This window comes from Pseudooceanicola sp. HF7 (assembly GCF_011806405.1).
In the GTDB taxonomy this organism is placed as follows: domain Bacteria; phylum Pseudomonadota; class Alphaproteobacteria; order Rhodobacterales; family Rhodobacteraceae; genus Pseudooceanicola.
In genome coordinates this window covers 33,883-58,442 of sequence record NZ_JAATOW010000014.1, presented here as the reverse complement: position 1 = coordinate 58,442, position 24,560 = coordinate 33,883, and the positions used below count along the sequence as shown (strand labels likewise).

17 protein-coding genes are annotated in these 24,560 nt (G+C 63.0%); 5 read left to right on the top strand and 12 right to left on the bottom strand.

Annotated elements, in window-relative coordinates:
- Nucleotides 1–264: 264 nt before the first annotated feature.
- The 3 genes from HCZ97_RS10235 to HCZ97_RS10225 form a co-directional block, all read right to left on the bottom strand.
- Nucleotides 265–3,222, bottom strand: a complete 2,958-nt coding sequence (locus HCZ97_RS10235) for a UvrD-helicase domain-containing protein (RefSeq protein WP_254871457.1) — start codon at nucleotides 3,220–3,222, stop codon at nucleotides 265–267.
- Nucleotides 3,223–3,575: 353 nt separating this feature from the next.
- Nucleotides 3,576–3,938 (bottom strand): hypothetical protein, encoded by a 363-nt coding sequence (locus HCZ97_RS10230; RefSeq protein WP_217701762.1) that lies wholly within the window; start codon nucleotides 3,936–3,938, stop codon nucleotides 3,576–3,578.
- An 832-nt stretch (nucleotides 3,939–4,770) separates the two neighbouring features.
- Nucleotides 4,771–5,049 carry a hypothetical protein gene (locus HCZ97_RS10225; protein ID WP_167688608.1) on the bottom strand — a complete coding sequence of 93 codons (279 nt, stop codon included), beginning with the start codon at nucleotides 5,047–5,049 and terminating at the stop codon, nucleotides 4,771–4,773.
- 24 nt (nucleotides 5,050–5,073) lie between these two features.
- Here HCZ97_RS10225 and HCZ97_RS10220 point away from each other — a divergent pair, with 24 nt between their 5' ends.
- Nucleotides 5,074–5,304 carry a hypothetical protein gene (locus HCZ97_RS10220; RefSeq protein ID WP_167688607.1) on the top strand — a complete coding sequence of 77 codons (231 nt, stop codon included), beginning with the start codon at nucleotides 5,074–5,076 and terminating at the stop codon, nucleotides 5,302–5,304.
- A 616-nt stretch (nucleotides 5,305–5,920) separates the two neighbouring features.
- Here the strand turns inward: HCZ97_RS10220 and HCZ97_RS10215 are convergent.
- Nucleotides 5,921–6,202 carry a hypothetical protein gene (locus tag HCZ97_RS10215; protein WP_167688606.1) on the bottom strand — a complete coding sequence of 94 codons (282 nt, stop codon included), beginning with the start codon at nucleotides 6,200–6,202 and terminating at the stop codon, nucleotides 5,921–5,923.
- A gap of 541 nt (nucleotides 6,203–6,743) precedes the next feature.
- On the opposite strand from HCZ97_RS10215, the gene HCZ97_RS10210 reads away from it, so the two are divergent.
- On the top strand, nucleotides 6,744–8,324 hold the full coding sequence (locus HCZ97_RS10210) for a methyl-accepting chemotaxis protein (RefSeq protein ID WP_175581699.1): 1,581 nt from the start codon (nucleotides 6,744–6,746) through the stop codon (nucleotides 8,322–8,324).
- A 579-nt stretch (nucleotides 8,325–8,903) separates the two neighbouring features.
- On the opposite strand, the gene HCZ97_RS10205 is transcribed toward HCZ97_RS10210, so the two are convergent.
- From HCZ97_RS10205 to HCZ97_RS10185, 5 genes are read right to left on the bottom strand one after another with little or no spacing between them, the layout of a single operon-like run.
- A complete protein-coding gene (locus HCZ97_RS10205; protein WP_167688605.1) occupies nucleotides 8,904–9,518 on the bottom strand; it encodes an ATP-binding cassette domain-containing protein in 615 nt (204 codons plus the stop codon).
- Nucleotides 9,512–10,234 (bottom strand): ATP-binding cassette domain-containing protein, encoded by a 723-nt coding sequence (locus HCZ97_RS10200; protein ID WP_167688604.1) that lies wholly within the window; start codon nucleotides 10,232–10,234, stop codon nucleotides 9,512–9,514. The genes HCZ97_RS10205 and HCZ97_RS10200 overlap by 7 nt, the downstream gene beginning before the upstream one ends.
- Nucleotides 10,231–11,091, bottom strand: a complete 861-nt coding sequence (locus HCZ97_RS10195) for an ABC transporter permease (RefSeq protein ID WP_167688603.1) — start codon at nucleotides 11,089–11,091, stop codon at nucleotides 10,231–10,233. Before HCZ97_RS10195 ends, HCZ97_RS10200 begins: the two co-directional genes overlap by 4 nt.
- A complete protein-coding gene (locus tag HCZ97_RS10190; RefSeq protein WP_167688602.1) occupies nucleotides 11,088–12,071 on the bottom strand; it encodes an ABC transporter permease in 984 nt (327 codons plus the stop codon). Before HCZ97_RS10190 ends, HCZ97_RS10195 begins: the two co-directional genes overlap by 4 nt.
- 7 nt (nucleotides 12,072–12,078) lie before the next feature.
- Nucleotides 12,079–13,644, bottom strand: a complete 1,566-nt coding sequence (locus tag HCZ97_RS10185) for an ABC transporter substrate-binding protein (RefSeq protein WP_254871456.1) — start codon at nucleotides 13,642–13,644, stop codon at nucleotides 12,079–12,081.
- Between the two features lie 127 nt (nucleotides 13,645–13,771).
- On the opposite strand from HCZ97_RS10185, the gene nikR reads away from it, so the two are divergent.
- Nucleotides 13,772–14,245: a nickel-responsive transcriptional regulator NikR gene (gene nikR, locus HCZ97_RS10180; protein ID WP_167688600.1), complete on the top strand. Its 474-nt coding sequence runs from the start codon at nucleotides 13,772–13,774 to the stop codon at nucleotides 14,243–14,245.
- Between the two features lie 141 nt (nucleotides 14,246–14,386).
- Here nikR and HCZ97_RS10175 read toward each other — a convergent pair whose 3' ends face one another.
- Complete coding sequence (locus tag HCZ97_RS10175; protein WP_217701761.1) at nucleotides 14,387–17,518, bottom strand: AAA domain-containing protein; 3,132 nt, start codon at nucleotides 17,516–17,518, stop codon at nucleotides 14,387–14,389.
- A gap of 943 nt (nucleotides 17,519–18,461) precedes the next feature.
- Between HCZ97_RS10175 and HCZ97_RS10170 the strand changes: the two genes are divergently transcribed.
- Together HCZ97_RS10170 and HCZ97_RS20830 are read left to right on the top strand one after the other, a co-directional pair.
- Complete coding sequence (locus HCZ97_RS10170) at nucleotides 18,462–20,018, top strand: sulfatase-like hydrolase/transferase (RefSeq protein ID WP_167688598.1); 1,557 nt, start codon at nucleotides 18,462–18,464, stop codon at nucleotides 20,016–20,018.
- Between the two features lie 257 nt (nucleotides 20,019–20,275).
- On the top strand, nucleotides 20,276–20,893 hold the full coding sequence (locus tag HCZ97_RS20830) for a glutathione S-transferase (protein ID WP_167688597.1): 618 nt from the start codon (nucleotides 20,276–20,278) through the stop codon (nucleotides 20,891–20,893).
- Between the two features lie 206 nt (nucleotides 20,894–21,099).
- Here the strand turns inward: HCZ97_RS20830 and HCZ97_RS10160 are convergent, their stop codons facing one another.
- Both HCZ97_RS10160 and HCZ97_RS10155 read right to left on the bottom strand, forming a co-directional pair.
- Nucleotides 21,100–23,100 (bottom strand): hypothetical protein, encoded by a 2,001-nt coding sequence (locus tag HCZ97_RS10160; protein WP_167688596.1) that lies wholly within the window; start codon nucleotides 23,098–23,100, stop codon nucleotides 21,100–21,102.
- The gene (locus HCZ97_RS10155; protein WP_175581700.1) at nucleotides 23,100–24,347 is read right to left on the bottom strand and encodes a carboxylate--amine ligase; all 1,248 of its coding nucleotides are present in this window, start codon (nucleotides 24,345–24,347) and stop codon (nucleotides 23,100–23,102) included. The genes HCZ97_RS10160 and HCZ97_RS10155 overlap by 1 nt, the downstream gene beginning before the upstream one ends.
- Nucleotides 24,348–24,560: the final 213 nt, after the last annotated feature.

Below are 24,560 nucleotides of genomic sequence, written 5' to 3'. Positions count from 1 at the left end.
CAAAGTGGAATAGCTGACATGCGGATGCTGCACTGCCCCACTCGTAGGCGCATTCAATGTCCGCGAAGGGCCGGTCTTGCCCTGTAGGATGCCCTCAGTTTGCAGTTTTGCTGAAGCCGCTTTCTGGGCACTGCTGCCGTCTGTGCCCCCGCAGCGAACGGCAGCTCTCCGCCCGTCGTGTCGTTGCCAACCGTGCGGTTGTGCTGCGTCTGAGCGTCATCTCCGGCCAGGCTTGCCAAGGCGCTGCCGCTCTCCGGCACTTAGTTAGCCACCTGTTCGCTTGCCTGCTTGACGTCCTAATTTCGACTTTCCGGTGCAATCCGGGAAGCGGACGCAGCCCAGGAAAGCCCCGTATCTTCCCCTCCGTTCCACGAGCCAGCCGTCGGTGCATTCCGGACATGGCTCCTGAACGGCTCCGCACTCTCCGCAAACCTTCTCGTCTTTCGGTTCCTTGCGAACCGGAAGCCCGGTGCCGCAAGCGGGACAAGCGGGCATGCGATTGCCGCAGTGCTTGATGTGCTCGCAACGGTACCAGCCTGGGCCATCGCCGCCAGGCACGAACAGCAGGCGCCCACCACATTGCCCGCATGTATGGGTGCGCTCCTGGGCCTCGCGTGGGCTGGCTACGTCGTAGACGGGATCTTTCAGCAGCTCCGTGACGAAGGCTGAAGGGCGCGCCTCGGACGCCAGGATCGTGACCGTTCGTCGCGCCCGGGTCATGGCGACATACATCACGCGGCGCTCTTCGGCGTTGGCGAAGGGTTCCGCTTCAGGAGAGACAAGGGCGAGAAGGGGGTCGTCGACGATCATCGATGGAAAGCCCATGCGTGCGCTATCAGCGCCGAGCAGGACAACGTGGTCGGCCTCCAGGCCCTTCGAGGCATGAATGGTCTTGAAGGTGATCGTCAGGTTCGAATGCCGTCGACGGAGGCTGCGCATGTCGGGCTCGACAAAGCGGTAACGGCCCAGCAAGAGCACCGTGGCCGTGCGACCGGGAGGAGCAGGCTCTGCCGCCAGAGCTCTCAGGGCGTCGTCCAGCACCTGGTCGCCGGTCTCGCGCCGGGTCCATGCAATCCGGATCGCGGGGTGCTCTGCGGCGCCGGCAGGAACAACTGTCTTGGTGATCTGCGCCGTGTTGCAAAGCACGAAGCGCCGGGCCGCCAGGGCAATCTTGTCGACCGAGCGGAACGTCCGTCCGAGGTCCACCGTGCGGTGGACACCGGTGTGGCCGGCGAAGACGCCGCCGAACTCGCGACCGAAGTTGCGCATGATGTGGATGTCGGATCCGGCAAACCGGTAGATGGACTGCCAGTCGTCGCCGACGGCAAATATCCTCGTCTCCGCATGCTGGGTCTTGAGCGCCTGGATCAGCCGCGCCCGGCCGGTCGAGATGTCCTGGAATTCGTCGACAAGGATATGCCGGAATGGGCTTTCGTAGCGACCGCTTTCCACCAGCGCGGTCGCGCGGTTCACCATGTCCTCGAAATCGATGCGCTCGCCCAGCCTGTTCTTGTATTCGCGGTAGACCGCCCCGAAGATCTTGAGAAAAGCCGCGCCGCGCTTGCCCATCTTCAGGGTCGCGGCCTTCGTCTCGCAATCCTCCAGGTGATAGCCGCCGTTCTTGAAGTGCCGCAGGAAGGTTGCGATCAGCGAGGTGAAGCTGTCGACGACCCCGAGGGACGTCACGCTGTCGTAGATCTCGAGGGCAGGGCGCGGGCGCATCGTGACATGCGGTGCAACCTTCTCTGCCAGCGCCTCGAGCAGGCGGCCTTCCTGGTTCTCCCAGCTATAGGTCTCGATCAGGGTCGTGCCGTGTTCGGCATGGACCTGGCGCTTCCACGCCATGCCCTCCAGGTAGGCATCGCGGTCGATGAAGGGTGCGGTGGTCAGCTCCTCCGTACCGTCCCGCCGTGTCGTCTTGCGGACGCCGAAATGCTCAAGATAGACGCCGCTTTCAGTGAGCCGGAAGTCCGGCGTGTAGGCGCGCCTGCCGGTCCCGGCCAGCTTGTGTGCGTAGGTCGGCTCGTATTCGTAGGCGATGCCGTTCAGGTACAGCCAGTTGGCGATCATCAGCTCCTCGAAGCTGGCGACGGTGTCGCCCTTGAGGCTTCGCAGGTTCCGGCTTTCAACCTCGGAATACCACTTGTGGGCGGAGTCGTAGTCCCATGCACTGGGGATGTCGTCGAAGAAGCCTGCGAACCAGCCCACCACGGTTCCGGCAATGTCGGCCATCCGGCTGACGATGTCGCGCAGGATGTCCTTGATCAACTGGAGGAAGGCCTTGTCGTCGGTGGCCGTCGGAGCAAGGGGCGGCTTTTCTCCCTCGACCGCGCCGATGATCTCGTAGGCCAGGGCGTGGAAGGTGCGCGCCATGATCGGCACGCCGCACCGCGCCTCGATGCGCTCGGACATCTCGGTGGCGGCATCCTTGGCGAAGGCCAGAAGCAGAAGCTCAGGCGGCTGCCGGATACCGGCCTTCACCAGATAGGCAGCCTTGGCGGTGATGACCGAGGTCTTGCCCGAACCTGCGCCGGCGAGAACCAGCGTCGCATCCTCGTCGACCACGACCGACAGCCGCTGCTCCGGCGTCAGTGGCATAGACTCCACGGTATCGAAGAACGCTTTCCAGTCCGTCAGCTGCTGGTCGACGAAGGCCGCGATCGCTGCATCGCGGAGTTGCTCTGGATTGCGGGCGAGCTCCATGATCGGAGCCAGCCGCGCAATCGTCTCCTCGCCTATGGCTGCCGAGTTGAGCTTTTTAAGAACGCGAGCGTCGAGGTCGGCGGCCTGGCTTGCGACCGGGTCTACCAAGCAGGCGGCAGGATACATCGCCGGTGCCTTCAATCCCTTGATCGCCGTCAGCAGGGACGCAATCGCGTCGTCTTCCTTGGAAAGCTGCGCGAGGTTGTAGCCTGACCAGGCTGTCTCGACAGCTTGCGCGAATGCTCTGGCGGCGGCCTCCTGGACCCCGGGGATTAGCACGAAGGACTGGTTGCCGAGATCCAGAGTGAGGCGGGCGGAGACACGGCCACGCTGCACGACGGGACTTGCCGCGATCTCCGAGAGGTGGATCCTGGCATGCGCGCCATCGGATGCCGCAATGGTGTCGTCCTGAAGCGATAGCGCTCGCGGGTGTTTGCGGAAGGGGTCGGACAGGAAAGCGGGCAGGGGGCGCGATACGAGTTTCATCGAAATCCAGTGGTCGGGTTCTGTTTCCGACATACCAGACGTACCCCAGGGGGGAAGTGTCTGTTATCAATCTCCAGTGGGGGCACGCACGGTGAGGCATCGGCCCAAGGGGATGGATCGGTCTTACTACATCGGTTCCGGGGAGTGGTCGTCTGACGGTCCGGGCATCTCGATGTCCACCTCCCTGAACTTCTGACGCCAGGCTTCGGCAAACCGGGTGACTTCACCTTCCTCATGCGCGTCGACCAGGTCGCCTCCGAGAACCTCGGCAACGCTTCCATCCCGGAACGTTACCTGAATCCCTGATTTGTCCGAGCGGCGCCAGCGCCAGCCACTGAAGCGCGCATGCAGGAGCCGGAGAAGCTGCCTGAGCTGCTGGCCGAAGGTCAGTCGACCGGGCTGAACATCAGGCCGTGGATCTCGGAGATCTGCTGCTTCAAGCTGCGGTTCTCTGCCCGGATCTCCTGAAGCTGCCCCGAGATGGTCTTCAGCATCTGTGACAGTGCGGCGTTGGTCTCGTTCGCCTGATCCAAGGCTGCGCGGTGCTCGTCCCGGAGGCTTGTTGCTTGCCGAAGATCCTCCGAGATCCGCTGGAGAGCCTCGATCAGGGCCTGGCCGAGCTCGGACATCGGGTGATCGGGGTCGTTCAGCAGATCGAGCAGCGGGAGCAGCTGATCCATCTTGCCGTCCATGGTGAGCATCGTGTTCAGTAACACTTCGTGTTCCTGAGGCAGGGTCACGGATGTCATCTTTTTTTGCATGTTCGAATTCCATGAGTGGTTTCGCGTGGGGCAGGAGGGCTGCGATAAAGATCTGGGTGCTCAGGCGCAGTCGAAGGCGGTGGAGGGCATGTGCATGTGCGAGGCGCGTCTCAAGATGTCGCGGCTCCCAGGCTGGCCCCAACTCGCCGCCTAGGATCTGGGCCTCATCCAAGCTGAACAGGTGGCTCTTCACACCATGCGTATTCTGCGTTGTGGTGCGTAGGATGGCCGGGGATTGCTGCGCCAGAGCATCATCGAGGGCGTCGAGTGTTCTAGGGCGCTCGGTTGTGAAGATGGCTCTGAGGGCCTCGCTCAGCCTTTTCTTGGGCGCCGTGGTCAGCCGACGGGTGATGACCGGTGGGTCGAGGCGCGGGATCTTAGGATTGAAGTAGTCTGGTACGGGCAAGCCGAGGCGCCGAGCCAGCATTTGGTGATTGCGACTTGTCCGGATGTCGCCGGTCTCGGGGCGCAGGCGGGATCCGTCAAAGCCACGTAAGGCGATGGCGACATGCACATGGTCGCAGTCGGTATCGGTATGACGGGCCGCGACCCACGGAGTGCGCAGTGCGGGCAGGCCCATCAGGTGGAGCTGCGCCATGACAATCGCATGCCATGTTTCGCGACTGGCCCGCAGTCCTACGGGCAGCGACAATGTCATGTGCATCACTCCCGCACCATCCGCGAGGTTGTCCAAGCGGTCGCGCAGAATGACGGATTTCGCGCGCGGGATCGTACTGCCGATGAACTCTGCACTAGAACGGAGGTCGTAGTTTGGTAGGACGCGGGCTGTTTGGTGGAAGGTGTTATGCGCGCGCATCAATCAGCTCCTCTGTACCTTGCGGAGCTCCAGCGTGAGTCCATCGAGTAGAAGCGCCAAGTGGTCGAGTGTTTTGGGTGTGACGTCTTCCGCGTTGAGCGTCACACCGATACGACCAATAATCTCCGCGATCGCCGCTGTGCCGATTTCGGGTTCCAAAGCCCTCCTGCGGATGAACACAGTGCGGCTCTCTGATCCGGCAGACTGGCGCAGCTTTTCCAGCAGCGAGAGCTCCTCCTCAAAGAAGCGGACCTTGACGTACTTTTCCCGCCGCGCGCTCATGCGCGCGCCCCGTCAGGGTGACCGATGATCTGGGGGCAAGTAGAGCGGGTGCGGGCGCAGATGATGGCCTGGTTGTCAGTCAACGTGGTTGTTCCTTCAGCAGTTTTTCTGGCCTACATTGTAGCTGATGCAGAATTCCTCAGCGCGCCGGAATGGCGGCTCGAAGGCGTCTCACATCGCTATTATGTGGATAACCGCGCTGGCTTGGTGGGCCGAGTGGCTGGTGAAGCGCCCGGTCAGTGGCGGCTGAGATGACCTTGGCGGAAAATCCGTATTTTCCGCCAAGGGGGCTCACAGACCAGACTGGCCAGATCTGGCATGTTTATCGGAGCCTAATTGTCGCTTCGTGCCGCTTGCGCGCGAAAGGACCTAAGGGGGAGGGCCCTCGGGCGGTCAATCCTGAGCCGAAGCATCCGATATGTCGAAAATGATTTTCTGTCCCTCACTCTGGGGCAATCGCCTTGGATCTGAGAAAATCCGAGGGGGCAGGATTGCCTTGCAGAGAGCACGAGGAAGGGCCGGGGAAGAGGATAAGGGGTGTCGCGTCAGGGCCGTCCGGCCTCGCTTGCGACAGGATCACCGACGCGGACGGCTTGCCGCTGACCGTCGTCCCGCGCGAACTTGGTGATGCGCGCCCTCGTCGCCGGCACGCTGCGGGGGCGTCACCAGATGCGCCAGGAGGCGGCCATTGATCGGTGCCCGTCGAACCGTCTCACCAGCCCTGGCTGCGCGCCATTCAGGGACCGGGACGATCAGGCGCTGCGGCGCACCGCAGGAAAACGTCGCAAGTGGGGGTAAAACCGGGTTAGCAGTTTCACCGTTCGTTTCTCGAATGTTCTGCCAAACTTTGAGGCTAATTTCATTGTTTTCATTAGATAATCGCCAGATTTAGGTTCTGGCGCCTTTGGCGTGGGGGTTCGAGTCCCTTCACCCGCACCATTTTGATTTCAAAGAAAAAAATGGTTGTAGCGGCAATGCCGACGCCCGATTGTTCGGGCGGGTTTGGCAGTTTGTCAGCGCTTACCTGTTTCGTTTCCGCTCTGTTGCCTTGCCGTCTGGGCCCTTTGGGGGGCGGCTTGTTGTTGGCTTGGTGGGTATATGTCTGACCCATCGAGAGTGTCTTGTGGCCGCTAACGGCCTGGGTGTCGCGCATGTCGACACCTGCGTCGGCCAGCCATGCGGCACCAGGCCGCTTTGATGGGTGAAACGCAGATAATTTTCGGAACTTCCGCGACCCTCTTCTGCACCTTACGGTTTCCCTCGTGCTGAGTGCGGTTCTGCGCGTCCACGGAGCTGCCTGGACGCAGCCCCACTGAAAGGGGCGGCGCCGTTTAACAGCACAGTAAGGTCTGGCCTTTATCACCACAGCGCTGTTGGAATCTATGGGCAGGCCCTAATGCGTTTAGCTGCAATCGTATGTCTGGTCCTTGGACCCCTGATCGCCGCACCCGTGTTGGCTTTGACTGGCCGCCCCCTTCAAACAGCGACCACATTTCTTGTGGTCGGACCTATGAACGGTCTGCCGGAAATCCTGCGACGCGCAGGCGGACGGCCAATCGGCCCGACAGGCGCACCGCTTGCCCTGCTTGCTGTTGCAGACAGCCATCCTGAGAGCTTTCCAAGCCGCCTGAAAACCGAAGGCGCCTGGTTCGTACTCGACGGTACAATCCCAGCCCAACTTTGCGGAGTCTAAGATGAACAACAACAGCTCGTCCTTGGCAGTTGCACAGAGACAAGGTCTACGCTTGGTTGGCTATCTCAACATTTTGCTCACGCCCGTCCCGGCGTTCGGAGCTTGGATGGCAGGCGTTTCACCCTGGCCTTTCCTGGCGATGTCCCTCGCAATTGCGGCGGTCACCATCGGCCTGCAGCTGCGGGGCGGGGGGATCGCGCGGCTGGCCGTGTCGCTTGGCGCAATGGGGCAATTGCCGTTGCTGACGGCTGCGATGGCCGGACATTCCTGGCAGCTGGACACGCACCTGATCTACTTTGCCGTTCTGGCGGTATTGGTCATACTGCAGGACCAGCGCGCGCTTCTTGCCGCTTCGGGGCTCGTCGTTGCCCATCACGCCGTGCTGACGCTCTTCCTGCCGACCCTGATCTATCCGAGCAATGGCTTGCTGGTTGACGTGTCGCGCCTGGCGCTTCACGGCACGGTCTGGGTCGCCGAAACCGGCGGTTTGTTCTATCTTCTCCGCGTTCAACTTGGCCAACGCAAGCAGATCGAACAAGAGACGAAAAACCTCTCCCAGGCGCTGGAGAGCTCGCAGGAACTGCAAACGAATTTGGCCAAGAAGGAAGCGGAACAGCTTAATGTGATGGAGCAGTTCAGCGTGGCTTTGACAAAACTGGCCGGAGGGAACCTGGCGACACGGATCGAGACAGAGTTTCCGGAACAGTTCGAACCTCTGCGGGAGGAATTCAACGGCGCGGTGAAATCGCTGTCGGTTGCGATGTCCAGCGTGCAGGAAAACGCGGACTCCATAAAAATTGATACAAGCAGCATCGCGACGGCATCCGAAAAGCTCGCCAAGAGAACAGAGGATCAGGCGTACGCGCTAGGAAGCGTGGCCTCGCGTATTGATGAAATCAGTGAAGTCATGACCGCCGCATCGGAAGATGCCCAACGTGTGGCGGTGACGACCGCCCAAACGAGGGACGATGCCGAAAACGGCATGAAAGTGGTCGACGGTGCGTTGGAAGCAATGGGCGAAATTCAAAACAGCTCTGAACAGATCCGTTCGGTTGTTGTCTTGATCGAGGACATTGCCTTGCAGACCAATCTGCTGGCGCTCAATGCCGGGGTGGAGGCCGCGCGTGCGGGGTCCGCCGGTCTGGGGTTTGCAGTTGTCGCATCAGAAGTTCGCGCGCTTGCAGGTCGGTCCTCGGACGCGGCGAAGGAAATCAGTGTTCTCATAAACGATAGCGCCCGCCAGGTAACCAACGGTGTCAAACTGGTCGACAACGCCGGTGCCGCACTTCGCGGCGTTCTCGACGCCGTTCGCAAGGCACTCCACTCGATGCAGAACATTTCTTCGACTGTCGGAACGCACGCCCAACATATCGCGGATCTGAAACATACCATGGGCGAGCTTGACGAGCTTACTCAGCAGAATGCCGCCATGTTCGAAGAAACCTCCGCTGCGACAACGGCTTTGACTGCAGCAACCAATTTGCTCAGCGACGTCGTGGCAGAATTTCAAAATGTCGCGGAGTACGATGAGTCCGAGCTGTGGTCGGACATGGGCGAGATGGACCGTAAAATCGCTTCGTGATCGAGGGAGTCTGAACACCAGGGCCATGCAGCTTCGCATGTGACCTGCTTCCCGCTGCTCCCTCATTCATAACGAGTCGCTAGTGGTTGGATTCCGGTATTCGCGCGGCGCGAAGCGTCTTGGTGAGGCCGCCTCGGACAGGACGTCGCGCGGCAGGATTGAAAGCGACCTCTCCAAAGAAGAGATGTCGACTTCTTCCGGTGCGACCAGTGGTGACAGCCTACATCTGTCGATACAGCGGACGACGGGCATACCAAGGCGCGCGGCCTGCGTTCTGTCTTGGTTTATCGGCCATTTACTAAGAAATAGCCGTGCGTATGGCGTGATCGGCGAGACCGCTTGCCAAATCCGACAAGGATTTGGCCTATCGGATGCCGTAAGCCCTCTCGCGTTTTCTGGACCGTGGGCGTCGGGCAGCCCGAAGCTCGGTCCGGAGCTTCGCGCTAAGTTCGGCAAATGGCCGGTGTCACATGCTTCCCAAAATTCATGCGATACGCAGTATGACGCCAGGCGCAGACACGGATCTGGGGCAGGGAGCGGGCTTTCGTTGCGTCCTGGACGAACGCCCGCTGTTCGCAATTACCTGTGATCCTGATGATCGAGCACGAGGCTCTTGCGGCAGAAACGGGACCTCAGGGCGCTGCTATGGGAAACCAGCAGAAGCGCAACCTTTCGGCGCCCGGCCAGTTCGATCAGGGCCCGCATCAGGCGCTCCTGTTCGATCGCATCCAGTTGGGCGGTGATTTCGTCACAGATCAGAACCCTCAGACCCGTGTGGAACAGCCGCGCGAGCGAGACACGCGCCAGTTCGCCGCCCGACAGCTGCATCGGCCGACGGTCAGTCCAATCTTCGCGGATGCCGAGGGCTGTCAGCACTTCGGGGTCCGGGGCGGTGCCGTTTGCAAGGATCCTGCCCACGGTCCAGCGGGGATCGACCGCCAGCTCGGGGGATTGGTGGGCGTATTGCACCGGGGCCGGTTGTCCCGGGCTGGCCGCAAGGAGCTTTCCTCCATCGAGCAGAACCTCACCCTGATCTGGTATCAGCTGACCCGCGAGGATCCGGCACAGGGTCGTCTTGCCGGATCCCGAGGCTCCGCCCAGGCCCACCACTTCGCCCTGCGCAAGGTCGAGGTCCACACCACGCAGGACCTGCCGGTTCCCATAGGCATGACCCAGGGCGCGGGCGGTCAGCATTGCGTGTCCGATGCAAGCTGGGCATTCCAGAGCGCGCGGGAAAAGGCGTCGCGCAGGGCGGTTCCGGCTCCGCTGAATGCCTCTGCCAGGGCCGTTTCGACCTGTCGGCCCTGGCGCAGAATGACGATGCGGGACGCGATGCCGACCAGACCGGGGACATCGTGCGAGATCACGATCACACCGCGCCCGGCAGCAGCCAGATCTGCCAGCAGGGACAGAACGCGCGTCGCGGCGGCAGTGTCCAGCCCGACCGTCGGTTCGTCGGCGACGATCCAGTCCGCGCCCGTGGCCAGGGCCGTTGCCAGCAGGACGCGGCGCGCCATTCCGCCCGACAGCTCGTGCGGATAGAGCCGGGCGGTCTGCGACGGCAGGCCGACGCTGGCGAGCGCGCCGGGCACATCGATCGGCCGGTCGGCAAGCTGCGCAAACCGCTGGATCTGGCTTCCGACCGTGGCCAGCGGATCCAGCGCATCCAGGCGCTGAGGGACCAGTGCGACCGTCCGGGGGCCGACCGGCACGTCGGCAATGGTGATGCGGCCCGTGCGTGTGGCATCCGGGGGCAGCGCCCCAACCAGTGCCTCGGCGACGATGCTCTTGCCCGCGCCGGAGGTGCCGGTCAGACCGACAACCTCTCCGCAATCCAGCGACAGGGACACGCCCTCCAGCACTGGGCCGGTTGGAAAGCTTACCGCCAGGTTTTCGATTCTCAGGGTCATGCGATGCCGCCCGCCGGATCCGACAACCGGCGCAGGGCCTCGCCGAACTGCTCGAAGGCCAGGGCGACCAGCATCAACCCAAGGCCGGGCGCGGCCGCGACCCACCAGTGACCCGCCATGATCTCGCGCAGGCTTTCGGACAGCATCACGCCGATGGAGGGCAGGTGGGGTTCGATACCGAGGCCGATGAAGCTGAGCCCGGCTTCGTGCAGGATGGCATGGGGGAAGATCACGATGAAGCCGGCGAGGATCTGCGGCACCAGGTGCGGCACCAGGTGATGCCGCGCGACCCAGAGCCGCGACCGCCCGAGCGCGCGCGAGATTGCCACGTAGTCCGAGGCGGCGATCGTCTGCGCTTCGTGCCGCAGGACGCGGGAGAGGCGTGGCCAGTGGGTCAGCGCGACCGCGACAACCACGCCGGTCGTTCCCCCGCCCATGGCAAAAGCAATCATGATCAGCAGGACGAAATGCGGCAGGCCGAGTGCGAGTTCAGTCAGCACTCCGACCGCGTGATCGGCAAGACGCCCGAAGGTCGCTGCCAGACCCAGGACCACCGCCACGAGGGTCGATGCACCGGCCGCCAGCAGCCCGACCTGCACGCTCTGCGCCAGCGCCGCAAGCGTGCGGGCGGCGATGTCGCGGCCCAGCATGTCCGTGCCCAACAGGTGCCCCGGCTGAGGGGGCAGCGCGCGCGCCGCGGCGTTGACCGACAGGGCGCCGTCGGGCAGCAGTGCAGATCCTGCCAGCACCGCGCCCAGCAGCACCAGCGCAACAGCCCCATGCCATTTGGCCCGTTGTCGCGGGATCTTTCGGCTCCGGGCGGGCAGGGTCACGGTCAGTTCGGTCGCGTCGGTCATGCGGGCGTCCTCAGTCGCGGGTCGGCCAGGCGGGCGGCAATGTCAGCCAGCAGGTTCCCCATGAAGACGAACAGCAGCGTCGCCAGCCCGATCCCCATCAGCAGCGGCGCATCTGCCCCTGTCGCGGCGCGCACGGTCGCCTGTCCAAGGCCCGGCCAGGCAAAGACTGCCTCGGCCAGGATCGAGCCGCCGAAAAGCTCTCCCGCTCCCGCCAGATGCAGGGTCAGCGCGACACCTGCCGCGTGGCGCAGACCGGGGCCGAAAGCCAGCCGCAGAGGCGTGGCCCCATGGGTGGACAGGTGCCGTGCGGCGGGGCTGTCGAGGAAGGCCACGAGGCTCTGCCGCGTGTGCAGCACCAGCGGTGCGATTCCCACGACAGACAGGGTGGCGACCGGCAGGACCATGTGCCGCCAGCGCTCCGCCAGCGTGACCTCCGTAGCCAGTTGACCGGGGGGCGTCGCGCAGCAGGCGGGCAGCCAGCCCAGCCCGATCGCAAAGACCGCGACCAGCAGGATCGCCACCCAGAAGCCCGGGCTTGCCGCCAGCACGACGGCGAGGGTGCGGATCACCCGGTCAGGCCAGCCTCCTCGCGTGGCCCCCGCCACCAGGCCCAGGGCCGTGCCCAGAACGAAGGACAGCGCAAAGGCCAGCCCGACCAGCGCCAGCGAGGCCGGCAGCCGGGCAGCGATCACTTGAAGCACCGGCGCGTTGAAGGTGATGGATTCCCCCAGGTTGCCCCGGGTCAGCTGACCCAGCCAGCTGGCGAACCGCTCGGGCGCGGGCCGGTCCAGCCCCCAGGCGGCGGCGATGGCGTCCCGTTGCTCCGGGCCGATCTGCGAGGTGCGACCGCCGACGTAGGCCTGAACAGGGTCGATGGGCGCGAGCGAGATCAGCGTGAACAACCCGACCGCTGCCAGGGGCAGCAACCAGGCCAGCCGGATCAGGCGATCGGTCAGCAGGGGCGGAAGCCAGGCCTTCATTCGCCCCTCATTCGCAGGTCCAGCGCCAAGAGGGCAGGTCATGGGTGATCGGGAAGCCGTGCCCGTGCGGATGAACCTGCAGCGGCCCCAGGTCCAGGCAGTCCGACGCCCAGTAGGCATGTTCCAGGTTCACCATCCAGGCCCATGTCGCGTCGCCCTTGGGCCCGAAGCCCGTTTCCCCGTCCCAGGCTGCGGCTTTCCACTCGGCCAGTGACGCCTCGAAGCTGGGCGCGGCCTCGGCGGCCTCTAGGTGCGCGTCCACGGTCGGGTTCACGTAGTGGCCCGTGTTGTAGTAGTCGACGCCGGCGTAGTCGCCATGATGCAGGTAGAAGACCTCGGACGGGTCATGCGCGCCCCAACCCAGCACGACGACCTCGCTATGCATCAGCGCGCCGATCTCGTCCCAGCTGCTGCCCGTGGGCTGGGCGTCGATGCCGATCTCACGCAGTTGTTCCGAAGCCCCAAGCGCCAGCGCCTGCCGCGTGCTGTCACTGGCAGGATACAGCACCTGGAACCTCGCAGGCAGGCCGTCTTTCTCTCGGATGCCGTCGCCGTCGGTATCGCTCCAGCCGGCCGCATCCAGAGTCTGCATCGCGGTGGCCGGGTCATTGCCGGGGATCGCGGCCTCCGGGTTGTCCCAGGGCAGGCCGTCTGCGGGGCCGGTCGCGGGGCGACCGTGCCCATTCAGGGCCAGCGCCACCAGCGCCTCGCGGTCGAGCGCCTGGTTGATCGCCACCCGGATGGCCGGGTCCGCCGTCACATCGTTGCCGATCGGCGTGCCTGCCTCGGTCGTCTCGCCCGCCCTGGGCACCATCGGGAAGGCCAGGCCCCGATTGTCGACGGTATCGACGTGCAGCACCTTCATCCCCGAGGGGGCCCCGTCGGCCAAGGACGGCGGCACCGCCACCAGGTCGGCGGCGCCGGTACGGGCCAGCGCCTGTCCGGCCTCTTCCGAGCCGAAGATGAAGCTGACCCGCTCAAAGGCAATCTCGCCGCCATGCCAATGGGGGTTGGGTTCGACAACCAGCTGTTCGCCCTCGCGCCATTCGACCATCCGGAACGGGCCGGAGCCGACGGGGTGCCGGGCGTACCCCTCGCCATAGGAGGCAGCCGGCACGATGCCGAGCGTCGCAAGGCGCGAGACGAAGGTGATCCGAGGCTCCGTCAGCTCCAGTTCAACCGTCGTCGCATCCAAGGCGCGCGCCTCCTTCAGAACGGTCAGGTCAGCCAGTCCACCGGCCGTGCGGGCCGTGTTGTAGGTGAAGGCCACGTCCTTCGCCGTCAGCGGCGTTCCGTCCGAGAACATGGCGTCTTTGCGAAGGCGCAGCCGCCAGACAAGCCCGTCTTCCGAAAGGGCCCAGTCCGTCGCAAGGTCGCCGACCAAGTTGAGATCGGCGTCGGTGCGCAGCAGGGTCGACTGGAAAAGCGGATTGCCATAATGGCCCCAACCCATGATCGGGTCGAATCCGGCGTCGGGCTCTCCGCCAATGGCCAGAACCAGGGGGCGCGCTTCTGCCTGGGCGGTCAGCATCAGGGACAGGGCAACGGCCAGGGTGGACAGCGGACGGAACATGCGGCACCTCATGGTGTGAAATATCGAGTCACATTTCATACCGTGGTCAACTGCGGTGTAAAGCATGGACTGGCTTGCGATCCGCGTCCCGTATGACGATGCTTGGCAAGACAGCACGGAGAGGGTCATGCAACGGATTACCATAGCCATCGAAGACGAGCTGCTGGCAGAGCTGGACCAGCATATGGACCGGTCCGGGGCCACCAACCGGTCGGAGGCGATCCGGGACCTGCTTCGCCGGGCGCTGACACGGGATGCGCCGCAGAATGCGGATTGCATCGGGGTCGTCAGCTATACCCTCGACCTGTCGACCCGCGATCTGGGTCGAAGGGTTCCGCAAACCCGCCACGCGCGGCATGATCAGACGGTCGCGGCCATGTCGGTCCCCCTCGATCATTCCAATGCGGTCGAGGTGACGGTGATGCGCGGGAAAGTAGCGGAAGTGGAGGATTATGCGCACGGTCTGTTCGCCGAGCGTGGCATCCGGCATGGCCACCTGTCGCTCGTGCCCGTGGAAGACGTGGAGGAGATCCACCAACACGGCAGTGGCGAACCACACAGGCACAGCCACCTCACTATCAAGGATGGATTCCGAACCTGAGAAAGAGTCCAAGGTTGGCAATCAGGCAAGAGGTTGCGAGAAGCCAGATCGCCGGCGTGCAGTGAGTGTTCTCCGTAGGCTGTAACCGGCCATGTGACGCGCCTGTCGCGAAGGTCGACTCTGGGTCGGCAGCGCCGCGTTCTACTTCGCTCGCTTTTCGAGGCCGTCGCGGATAATCTTGATCTCTTCTTCGAGGTGCGGCCCGCGGTAGACGAAGGAGGTTTCGTGGCGGGCGTACTGGCCAGTCCGATCTGCGCTGAGCCAGTTGAAAGAGCCGGCGCAGAGAAGCTCCTTGTCAACGGTCACGATCTTGCTGTGCAGTTTCGCGACCCGGTGGACCGTGACGCCGATCGCCGAAAGCGCGTGCTCCACGGCATCAATCTGGGTTTTCCCGTCCGCGGTCGCCCCAGTGTTGAGGAGCGGGTCGGTAAAGACATCGATCTCTGCTCCGCGCCGGCAGGCCGAGGCCATCGCATCGAGCAGGCCGGTCCGCTCGATCGTCCCGGCAACGACCCACGGGCTGACGATCATGTATTTCCGCCCCTCGCCTTTCAGTGCGTCTAGCAGGAAGGCATCGTGCTCGTCCGCGTGCTGAAGCATCTCGATCCCGGTATTGCCTCGGGTCAGGTCCGTGCGCGGTTCCATGGCGAAATCCAGGGCCACGCCATTGGCCGCCAGAACCTCGAACAGCAAGGCGCGCGGCGTGCCGCTTCGGGCGGTGGCAAGGAGGTCCATGTCGCCGAAAACAAGGCAACTGTCCTTAGCCCGAGACACGGTGACGTTCAGCATGCTGGGAGAGGCGTCGATGAAGCCCCCGTCCGCGTGCCTAGAATAGACCGGCGAGAAGATGATGACGGGCCGTTCGGCGCCCTGCAGCGCATGTACCGTGCCGATGGTCATGCTGTCGCGCCCGGAGACCTTGATGTGGCGGGCGCTGCAGGCTTCGCGGATGGCGCGTACCTGCTGGCCGAACGGGGTGACGACGCCGACGAGCTGCTCGAGCGGGAGGCCGTAACGGCCCTCCAGAAGTGCCCGGTTGTCCTCCAGCCAAGCGGCGATGGTGCGGGCCTCGGCGGGGTTGGCGCGGCTTCCCCCGGCAGAGAAGGCACGGCCTTCGACATGCAGGTACCCAAGCGCGGGCAGGATTGCATCCGCAGGCGCGGGCCCGCGCATCGGGCGCAACTTACCTTTGTAGCACAGGGCGTTGCTGAAGCCGATGATCTCGTCGAAGCAACGGCGGTGCTCAAATAGGTAAAGCCCGCGATCCAGCTCGGGCCAGGGCGCGATCCTGCAGGCCTGCTGCGCGAGATGCATGGCGCTGCCGCCGTTCGTGCGGATGCCGCTCCTGTCCAGGTCCGTCGGAACGGCTTCGCCGTCGATCAGCCCGCAGTCCTTCAGGTTCCCGATATCGACAGGGCCGGGCACCGCAGAGATCGGCTCGATCTGCTGCGTGTCGCCGATGACCAGCGCGCGCTTGGCCAGGGCGAAAGAGGCTCCGGCGACCTCGGGAAGGACTTGGCCGGCCTCGTCGACAATCAGCAGGTCTATGAAATTGTACAGGCTTTCATTCGCGAAGGAGCCGGCCTGAAAGCGGCTGCACGAAAGCTTGCCCGGCAGGCTGGCAAAGGTGGCCACGGCGCAGGGCGTCAGCATCATGCGGCGGCGCCATCGGGGTTCGACAGACGTGCGTCCGGTTTTTTCATGAGAGGCGGTGATGGCGCTGAGATCGGCCTCCATCGCCATCAGCCAGCGCCCTTCCCAGTAATGGGTCGCTAGGAGGAAGAGATTGAACCGGCTGCCGAGATCCGCCTGCCGTTCCAGCGTTTCAAGGTCCTGTGCGCCTGCGAAGGCTTCGGCCAGCTCGCGCCAGGCCCGTTCGGTGGTCGCCGCCTGCTGGCTGAGATCCTCGGCACGGGCGAGGGAATGACGGGCGGAGGCGAGGGCCTCCTTCCCACGTCGCAGGGCTTGAGCGACCCTCGCTTCGATATCCTCGATACGGGTCATGTCTTGCAACCCGTCCAGCCCGTCCCCGATGGCCAGACGGGCCTGCAAGGCGCGCTTGCGCCGTAGCGGGGGCAAGAAGCCGAACAGCGCGGTTAGCCAGGACTCCGAGGCCAGGTGATGATCCAGTGCGCTGCGTGAAGCGGCCAGTCGTTCCGCCTCTTCCAAGCAGACATTGACCACCTCGGCACGACGGGCTGTTTCGGTCTCCGGCGCATCGCCAAGTTCCGACAGCAGGGCGGTGGCGGCGGCTTCTTGATGGGTAAGCGCCGTGTCGAGCTCTCGAAGCCGGTTGGCTTCGGCGGTCATGCGGTTGCGGAGTTCCGCGACATACCCGGCGACGTCCTGGCCCTTCGCCTCGGGGAACGCCCTGCCGGCCGACTCCAGCCAGGCGACACGGGCGCGCTGGAAGTAGGCGACGGTCTCACATTCTGCCTGGAAGGCCTCTGTCTGATAGCGTTGCGCGGCTTCCATGCGCCGGGAATGGGACGGCAGGAACATCCCGAAGCTCTTGATCTCTGGCAACCATCGCCCAGAAAACACGCCTTCGCCTGTCGCGAAATCCTTGCCGAAGGCGTCAATGATATTGGTGACCGCCTGGTTGTTCGAGGAGGCCGCCACGATCACCGGCGGGTCGCCCCCCTCAAGCGCGGCCTTCACCCAGAGTCCGGCCACGGCGGAGAGCAGCATGGTCGTCTTGCCTGTCCCGGGCGGGCCGTTCACCGCGATCACCTCGCCGGGTTGCGAGGCCTCGAGCCAGGCCAGGACCTGCCTCTGGTGTTCGGCCAGGGGGAAATGGGGGTTCGAGTGCCCGAGGCGCCGGGCCAACTCTCTTTCGACCGCATTATCCGGCGCGCGCTCAGGACGCGGAGCGGCAAACTGGCGTAGAAGCGGCGTGTCCGGCTCATCGGCGAGTAGCCTGTCGTAGAGGTCCATCATGCCGCGCACCGTTGCGCCCGCGCCCTCCGAGGCCTCGATGAAACCATTGCCGGTTGGCAGGTATTCCTTCTGCTCAGCGGGCCAGCCCGGCGCCAGGGCGTCGAGCATCTGTCGGCAATGCTGGCGATAGTCCTGCCAGCCGTCCGCGGTGGTCATGTCCGGCAGGGGCGTCGTGGTCAGGAAAGCGTCCAAGGCCTCGACTGATCCGAGCGCAAACGCCCCCCGCGGCAGCGGGGTCAGCAGGTCGCGGGCGATGGCGTTGCGCGTTGGCACGATCCGGCCAGTCCGATCGAGGACCCCCTCGGTCACGACGGGGGCGACAATCTCCGGCATGGCATCGGTGCGAGAGGCTGCATGTGAGACCCTGCGCGCCGTCACCAGGGGCCAGAAGCGCACCGAGACCGTTGCGGCGCCATCCTTGCCCCGGAAAATCGCCCGGACCAGGTGCTCGGGGAGGCAGCCGGTTTTGATCGCGTCATTCGGCAGGACCTCCAAACGCTTTCGATCCGCAGCCCGGAAAGTCCCTTCCCCTAGTGCACCATCCGCAAGGCTTGTCCGCCAATACCGCAGGACGTTTGAAAAGGTGGCGGTCATGATGGGGTCACCGTGGGGCTGTTGCGGGCGGAAATCTAAGCGAACCCAGTGGCTTGCTTAGAGGGTTTTCGAATTGTGACCTTTTGGAGATAGTAGGGCAAGTGTGGGCCTACCAGTTGGACACCTGCGATGCACTGCATTGCTCTATGCCCCCAAGATCGTTTCCTCAGCACTGCGGACCTGCGCCTTTCAGCGCACACGGCAGCGAGGCCCATTCCGGAGGACGGCGGGTCAGCGCCGTGAGCGGCGGTCCGCCAGTCAGGGGGAGAACCGGACATTCCCTTCGACCTTGGCGGATGCCCTACGTCGCAAGAAGTGGATGTGGCGCCTTTGAGATCGTGTCCGGTCGCTGTCGTTAAGGAAGGCCCGCACGATCAGACGTACTGAGCCTCTCAATCGGTCGAAACAGGTTGCCGGGAACGCACAGGCCAACTCTTCTTCTTGAGGCCAGCCGAGTTCTCGAGACCTAACGAGCAAGTATGGCGTCGAGCTCGGCAATCTGCCGGATTTCCGATACCATGTGACGTCGTTTGCCCTCTTGGAATGTTGGCTTGACTCGAGGTTGTGTCCGGGTCCAGCATAACAACTATGAGTATATCAAATTTAGAGACTTAACCTTCCTGGCAGTTCAGCGACCGTTGTCGACCGGCCGAACGTCTGTCGAGGCAAGGGGGAGGCAAACATGATATCTTTTGGACGAAAACGCTTGGGTGCGAGTGCCCTTGCCACGTTAACGGCATGCATCGGCATCGCGGCCAGCGCACAGGATGAAGCAAAGTCCCCGAACATCCTCGTGATATGGGGCGACGATGTCGGCATGTGGAATATCTCTGCCTATCATCGGGGCATGATGGCCGGCGAGACCCCCAACATTGATCGCATCGCCGATGATGGCATGCTGTTCATGGATCACTACGCACAGGCATCCTGCACCGCAGGTCGCGCGGCCTTCATCACCGGCCAGTATCCCCTGCGCGTCGGCCTTTCGACCGTCGGCCTTCCGGGCGCACCGCAAGGGCTTTCGGAAGAAGATCCAACCTTGGCGGAAATGCTGAAGGCCGAGGGCTATCGCACCGGGCAGTTCGGCAAAAACCATCTTGGCGATCAGGACAGGCATCTGCCGACGAACCATGGGTTCGATGAGTTCTTCGGCATCCTCTATCACCTGAACGCCGGTGAGTATGTCGAACAGGATGACTATCCAGCCCAGGCTTTCGAGGATGCGGGACTGGCGCAACGCGGTATCATTCACAGCTTTGCCACCAAAGATGGCGGTCAGGACATCGAGGATCTGGGTAACTTCGGAGAGGAGGTTCAGCGCAATCTCGATCAGGATGTGCTGGAAGAGAGTAAACGCTTCATCACCGAGGCGGCCCAGGCCGATGAGCCGTTCTTCGTCTGGCACAACACCACGCGGATGCATTATCGCACCATTCTCAATGACCACTACGACGGCATCACCGGCCTGGGCAACGTCTACGCCGACGGCATGGTCGAGCTTGACGACGACGTGGGCGAGCTTCTGGACCTGCTCGATGAGCTCGGAATCGCCGACAACACGATGGTGATGTTTTCGACCGACAATGGCGCGGCCTCGAACTCTTGGCCGGATGGGGGCAATCAGCCGTTCCGTGGCGAGAAGGGGGTAGGCGGCTACGAGGGCGGCTTCAAGGTCCCGATGATGGTCAAATGGCCGGGACTCGTTCCCGAGGGCACCACGACCGGCGAGCTGATGACGATGGAGGACTGGATCCCCACAATCATGTCCCAGCTGGGCAAGCCGGACATCAAGGAGCAACTGCTCGAAGGGACCGAGATTGATGGCAAGACCTTCAATGTCCATCTCGACGGCTACGACCAGACGCCGATCCTTACCCAGTCCGGCCCGTCCAACCGTCAGGAGTTCTTCTTCTTTACCGAAACAACCTTCCACGGTCTGCGCTACGGTGAGTGGAAATTCCTCTTTACCAACCAGGATCGCTGGTTCAACGGCCAGCAATACGAGATGACCACGCCGCTGATCACGCGCCTTGATCTCGACCCGTTCGAGCGCTTCCACGAGGCCAGAGGCTTCGACGAATGGCAGGAAAACCGCTCTTGGGCTATCGGTCCGGCCCTTGGCATGGTGAACAACTTCGTGGCCTCCTTCGAAGAGTTTCCGCCGCGCATCGCCAGCTTCTCGACCTCAGTGGAGGACATGTCGCGGCAGATCATGCAAGCTGCGCCGCCGCCGCAATGATTTGCAGCCGCAAGCGGTCTGCTGCGACGGATCCTGTTTCTCTGGGCCGCAACGGGCCGGGAAATGAACGACTGCAGAGGTAAAGATCCATTTGCCGGCCTGCGCACTTTGAAAGGGATGGCGAGGTCGGCCCGGAACCGTCAGGTTCCCTGGGGACACCTGCGCTCTGTCCGCCGCGCTGTCGCAGGTGCGCGTGGAGCCCTTTTCTCCTGATTTGACAGTCGGTATTGCAGGCGTGATCTGACAGGAGACGAAGTGTGAAAATCTGGGGCCGCAACAATTCCACCAATGTCCGCAAGGTACTGTGGTGTGCCGAAGAACTTGGACTGACGTACGAACATATCCCTGCTGGAGGTGCGTTCGGTGTCGTAACTTCTCAGGAGTTTCGCGCGCTCAACCCAAACGGCTTGGTGCCGTCTCTCAAGGACGGGGATCTGGTGCTGTGGGAATCGAACGCCATCGTCAGATATCTTGCAAGACAATATGGGACGACCCCGTTTGCACCTTCGGACACGCGCCTCTGGGCGGTGGCCGACAAGTGGATGGACTGGGCATCGCTTTCTTTCGCAGTGCCTTTCCGCGATCTGTTCTGGAATCTGATACGCTCTACGCCGGAACAGCGTGATGATGTGGCCGTAAAACGGGGTCTCGCGCAGTGCGCCACTCTCATGAGCATTGCGGATGATACCCTTTCAGAAAGCGAATGGCTTTCAGGCGCTGAGTTCGGGTTCGGCGACATTCCCTTGGGCTGCATCGCCTATGCCTGGTTCAGCATGTCAATCGAACGGCCAGAGCATCCTGCGCTTGAGGCATGGTATGGTCGCCTCTCTGAACGCCCGGCCTATCGCAAGGCTGTCATGACGGGGCTTACCTGAAAAAAGAGACCGAACGGCAGAAATGCCCGCGCAGCGGACCTCGGGATCCTGGTCCTTGCTGCGCGGTGCCATGTCGGTTCGGTTCGGATAAGCTGCGCTGCGGCAACGGTGATCCTGGCCAAGTTTGGCTTCGGGCCGATACCGATCCGCCACGGGTCTTCATTCAGCCGCGACCAAAGCTCGGTTGGTCTGTATCGGATCGTGTGTCATGATCGATCAGCAGCCCAGCTTTGTGTCGCCTGGGCTTTAACGTGACTGATCTCGGCGCTGGAAAGATCCTGCATCGTCTCGTTCCCGCGTAAAGGTTCGTCGTGGAACAAATAGACCCGGGACAGGAAATGACCGAACTCAAGGGAGCCTTCGCCATTGCGTTCCCCGTTCCCGCTGGTCGACACCACCACGCCACCGCCCCAATCCTGACCGCTGTCGTTGTTTGGATTGTAGAAGTAGACGCGCATTACTCCGGCCTGATCCTCTGCCACGCGCAGAATGGCGATCGCGTGCCATCCGATGAATTGCTGGTTTGGATCGGTCACAGCGATTCCCGCGGGCTGCGGATGGCTCAAGGGACGCCCGCCGTTGTAGTGCGGGTGATACGCGGCAAAGAAGCGGCGCAGGAAACTATCGTAATCCGCAAGATTGCCGGTCGCGACGTCCACCGCCACGGCACAGTCGCGCGACACCCACCACCCATGAAACTCAGGATTGATCCATCGGTGAGGGTCGCCGTCGCGCCCGATGCAAAGGTGACCCATCTTGGCATAGATCTTGTCCAGATGCGCCACCAGCAGGACCGAGACCGGGTCAGCGTCGATGGGGCCGAAGCCGGCCAGACCGACCGGCAGGTTGGCAGAGTTGATCTCGGTGCCTTCAAAATGCATCAAAATCGCATCGAATTCGCAGGCTTGGTAAATGATATGGAGCAGGTAATCGGGCTCAACCTGGGACCACATGGAAATCGCGCGCGCCGACTGGCAGGTCGGGTTCGCTCCCTGGCCCACACCCAGAGGCTGGCCGATGATCTGCAGGACACCGGCAAGAACATGCGTTTCGGGGGACACGAGGTCGCCAAAGCCCATGCGGATACGGTCGCGGGCAGAGCCGCGCACTTTTTGCTGCAACTGGCGCTCCAACGCCGGGACCATCGGCGCATGGTGCAGCACGCCACGTTCCAGCATGAGTGTCACGCCATAGATCGCCTGCGGTGTCGACAGCGTGACACCGGCACGGATCAGGTCCTCGATCAGGCGACGATAGTGGCGCCAGCAGTCCAGACCGGTCGTCCCGAGGCCCAACGTTTCGGGCACGAGGGCGCGGTCGCTGTAGTCCAGCACGTAGAGCAGAAATGTCACATGGTAGTCCGAGACGAGACCGGTGTCATGCATCGCCCGGGCAAAGCCCATCGCCTCGCGCGAGAGGGCGGCCTCGTCAAAATGCGCGATCCGTTCGAGGTAGACGTCCACTCCCGGATCGTCCAACGACGCGACCGTGGGGCCAAAGAGGGCGCTGACGAGACGCTCCGCCCCCAAACGCTCGCTGCCCGGCTCGGTCCCGTTTTCGTTCAGGGCGATGGCGATCTGCACGATCATGTCCTTGACCACGCCGACCTGAACGGAGCGCTGCTCCAGAAGACGCCAGATTTCCGTGACCAGCACGCCCAGTACATCCGTGAGGCCGATGTGCTCTGAGATGAACCGCAGAATGACTTGCCTTTGCTCGTGGCGCGCGCCAAGGGCCCGTGCCGCCTCGTCCGACTGTCCGAAGATATCGCGAACGTTGAGGGCCAAGACTTGCGTCAGGAAATGCCTTGCGGAATCCTGATGCAGGTTGCGGTGCCGCATGGCGCCAGTGGCGACCGCGAGAAAGCGAAACAGGCTTGCGATTTCCAGGGCCACAAGACCGGGGTCATCGGCAAGCAGCGTATTGCCTGAGAATTGGGGTCGCAGAGCCTCAGGTGCATCCCAGTCCGACCCGGCGAACAGCCCGGCAAGATCCATTGCGCCGGCACGGGCAAAGATCACGTCGATCCCTCCGTCTACCTGCAACAGCTTCCCGACATCAGCCAGAACGGCCTGTTGATGGGCCAGCTTGGCCTCCGGCTCTGCTGCCTTGAGTTGGTCGATCGTGGCGTCCAGATCATGAGACAACCGGGCGTCCTGCGCCCGGCTGTCGACAGTAGGATGCTGCGCGTCGTCTGTGGAGTTCATCACACGTAAAAATCCAGTTCTTCCTGCGCCTTGAGTAGGTCACGCAGTTTTATCGGATCGTCCCCCGCAAAGAAGATCAGCCCCCAATGCGTGCCGAAGGCGGATCGGTCCGGGACCGTTTCCTCTGTCGGTGCGACCAGTTCATGCGACTCGAAATACGGGTGCTCCGTTGTTTCCTTGGGCATCTCGAGTTTACTGACGACACGGCGGCGGGGATAGACACCAAAACAGCCGGCGTAGCACTGGGCATCCTCGACCGGACGGGGGAAGAATGCGTCGACCTCCTCCTTGGTGCTTTTGGGATCGAAAACGAGCATGGATGCCTGATAGGGATTGAATCCATAGGCGCGCTCGATCAGCTCGAACGCCTTGAAGCCGGGCGGGCGATAGGCGACCTCTCCGAAGTACATCTCGCCATCAGAGGTAACGAAGTACTCCGGGTGGATCTGGCCGAACTTGATGTCGAACGTCTTGATCAGCTTCTCGATCTGTTTGGTGATCGCGTCCCGCCAGCTTTCAAGTTCGTGGGTGGCCGGCACGAAGACGGAGTAGCCCAGCGTCACGTATTCGGAGATGTTGAGAAACTTTATCTCACCGTCGTGGATCCAGGCCTCGACCGCGAATTCCCAGCCGTCCAGATGGCTTTCCATCAGCAGCGGGTACTCTTCTTCAGGAATCTTGTCGATGTCCTCGATATCGCGGATCATGCGATGCCCCAGGCAGCCGGCCTTGTCGAAGGCCTTGACGTGGATCGGGTCATCCGGGTCGCCGTCAAGCTTGAGCAGCGTCTGGTTGACCCGCTTCATGAAGCGGATGATGTCGTCCTTCTCGTAGGCCTCTTCGAAGATCCCGACGCGGATACCGCCCAGCTGGGCGCGGCGCTTCATCAGGGCCTTGTCGCGGAACAGGATGGATTGGCCATACATGCGCGGCTTGTCCATGAGAACGGCGTTGATCGCACCCGACCACTCGACGGTCTCCTCGAACAGCGGAATGGCCACATCGACACCATCGTCCTTAAGACGCTGGGCGATTTCCACCGACCGGTCGTTGAGCCGTGCGAAGTCCCACGGTATGAACGGAATCTTGTTGGCCTCGCAGAAGTCCGCGGCCCATTCCGGCGCGACCACGACGTAGCGGCGGTCGAATTTCTGGGCGGCCTTGATCGCGTTCACGCTCCAGCCGAGCAGAGCGATATAGCCTTTGTTCGGGTCTTTCGGTGTTTCAGTTCCGCGCACGGAATCCATCGTGGGATCGGTCCAGCCCGAAAGAACCTCGGCTGTCGGAGTTTCAGTTTTCTTAGACATTAGTAGGCCTCCTTGAAGGTTGCGCACTAAACTGACGCCCTGTTCGGCAGCACAGCAGTCTGCATGCAGATGTTGACTGCTACCTAACGTCCCAAGCACCTTTGTCCAACCGAGCTGCCCTGGCAGAGAACGGACCAAGCCAAAAGCGGATAG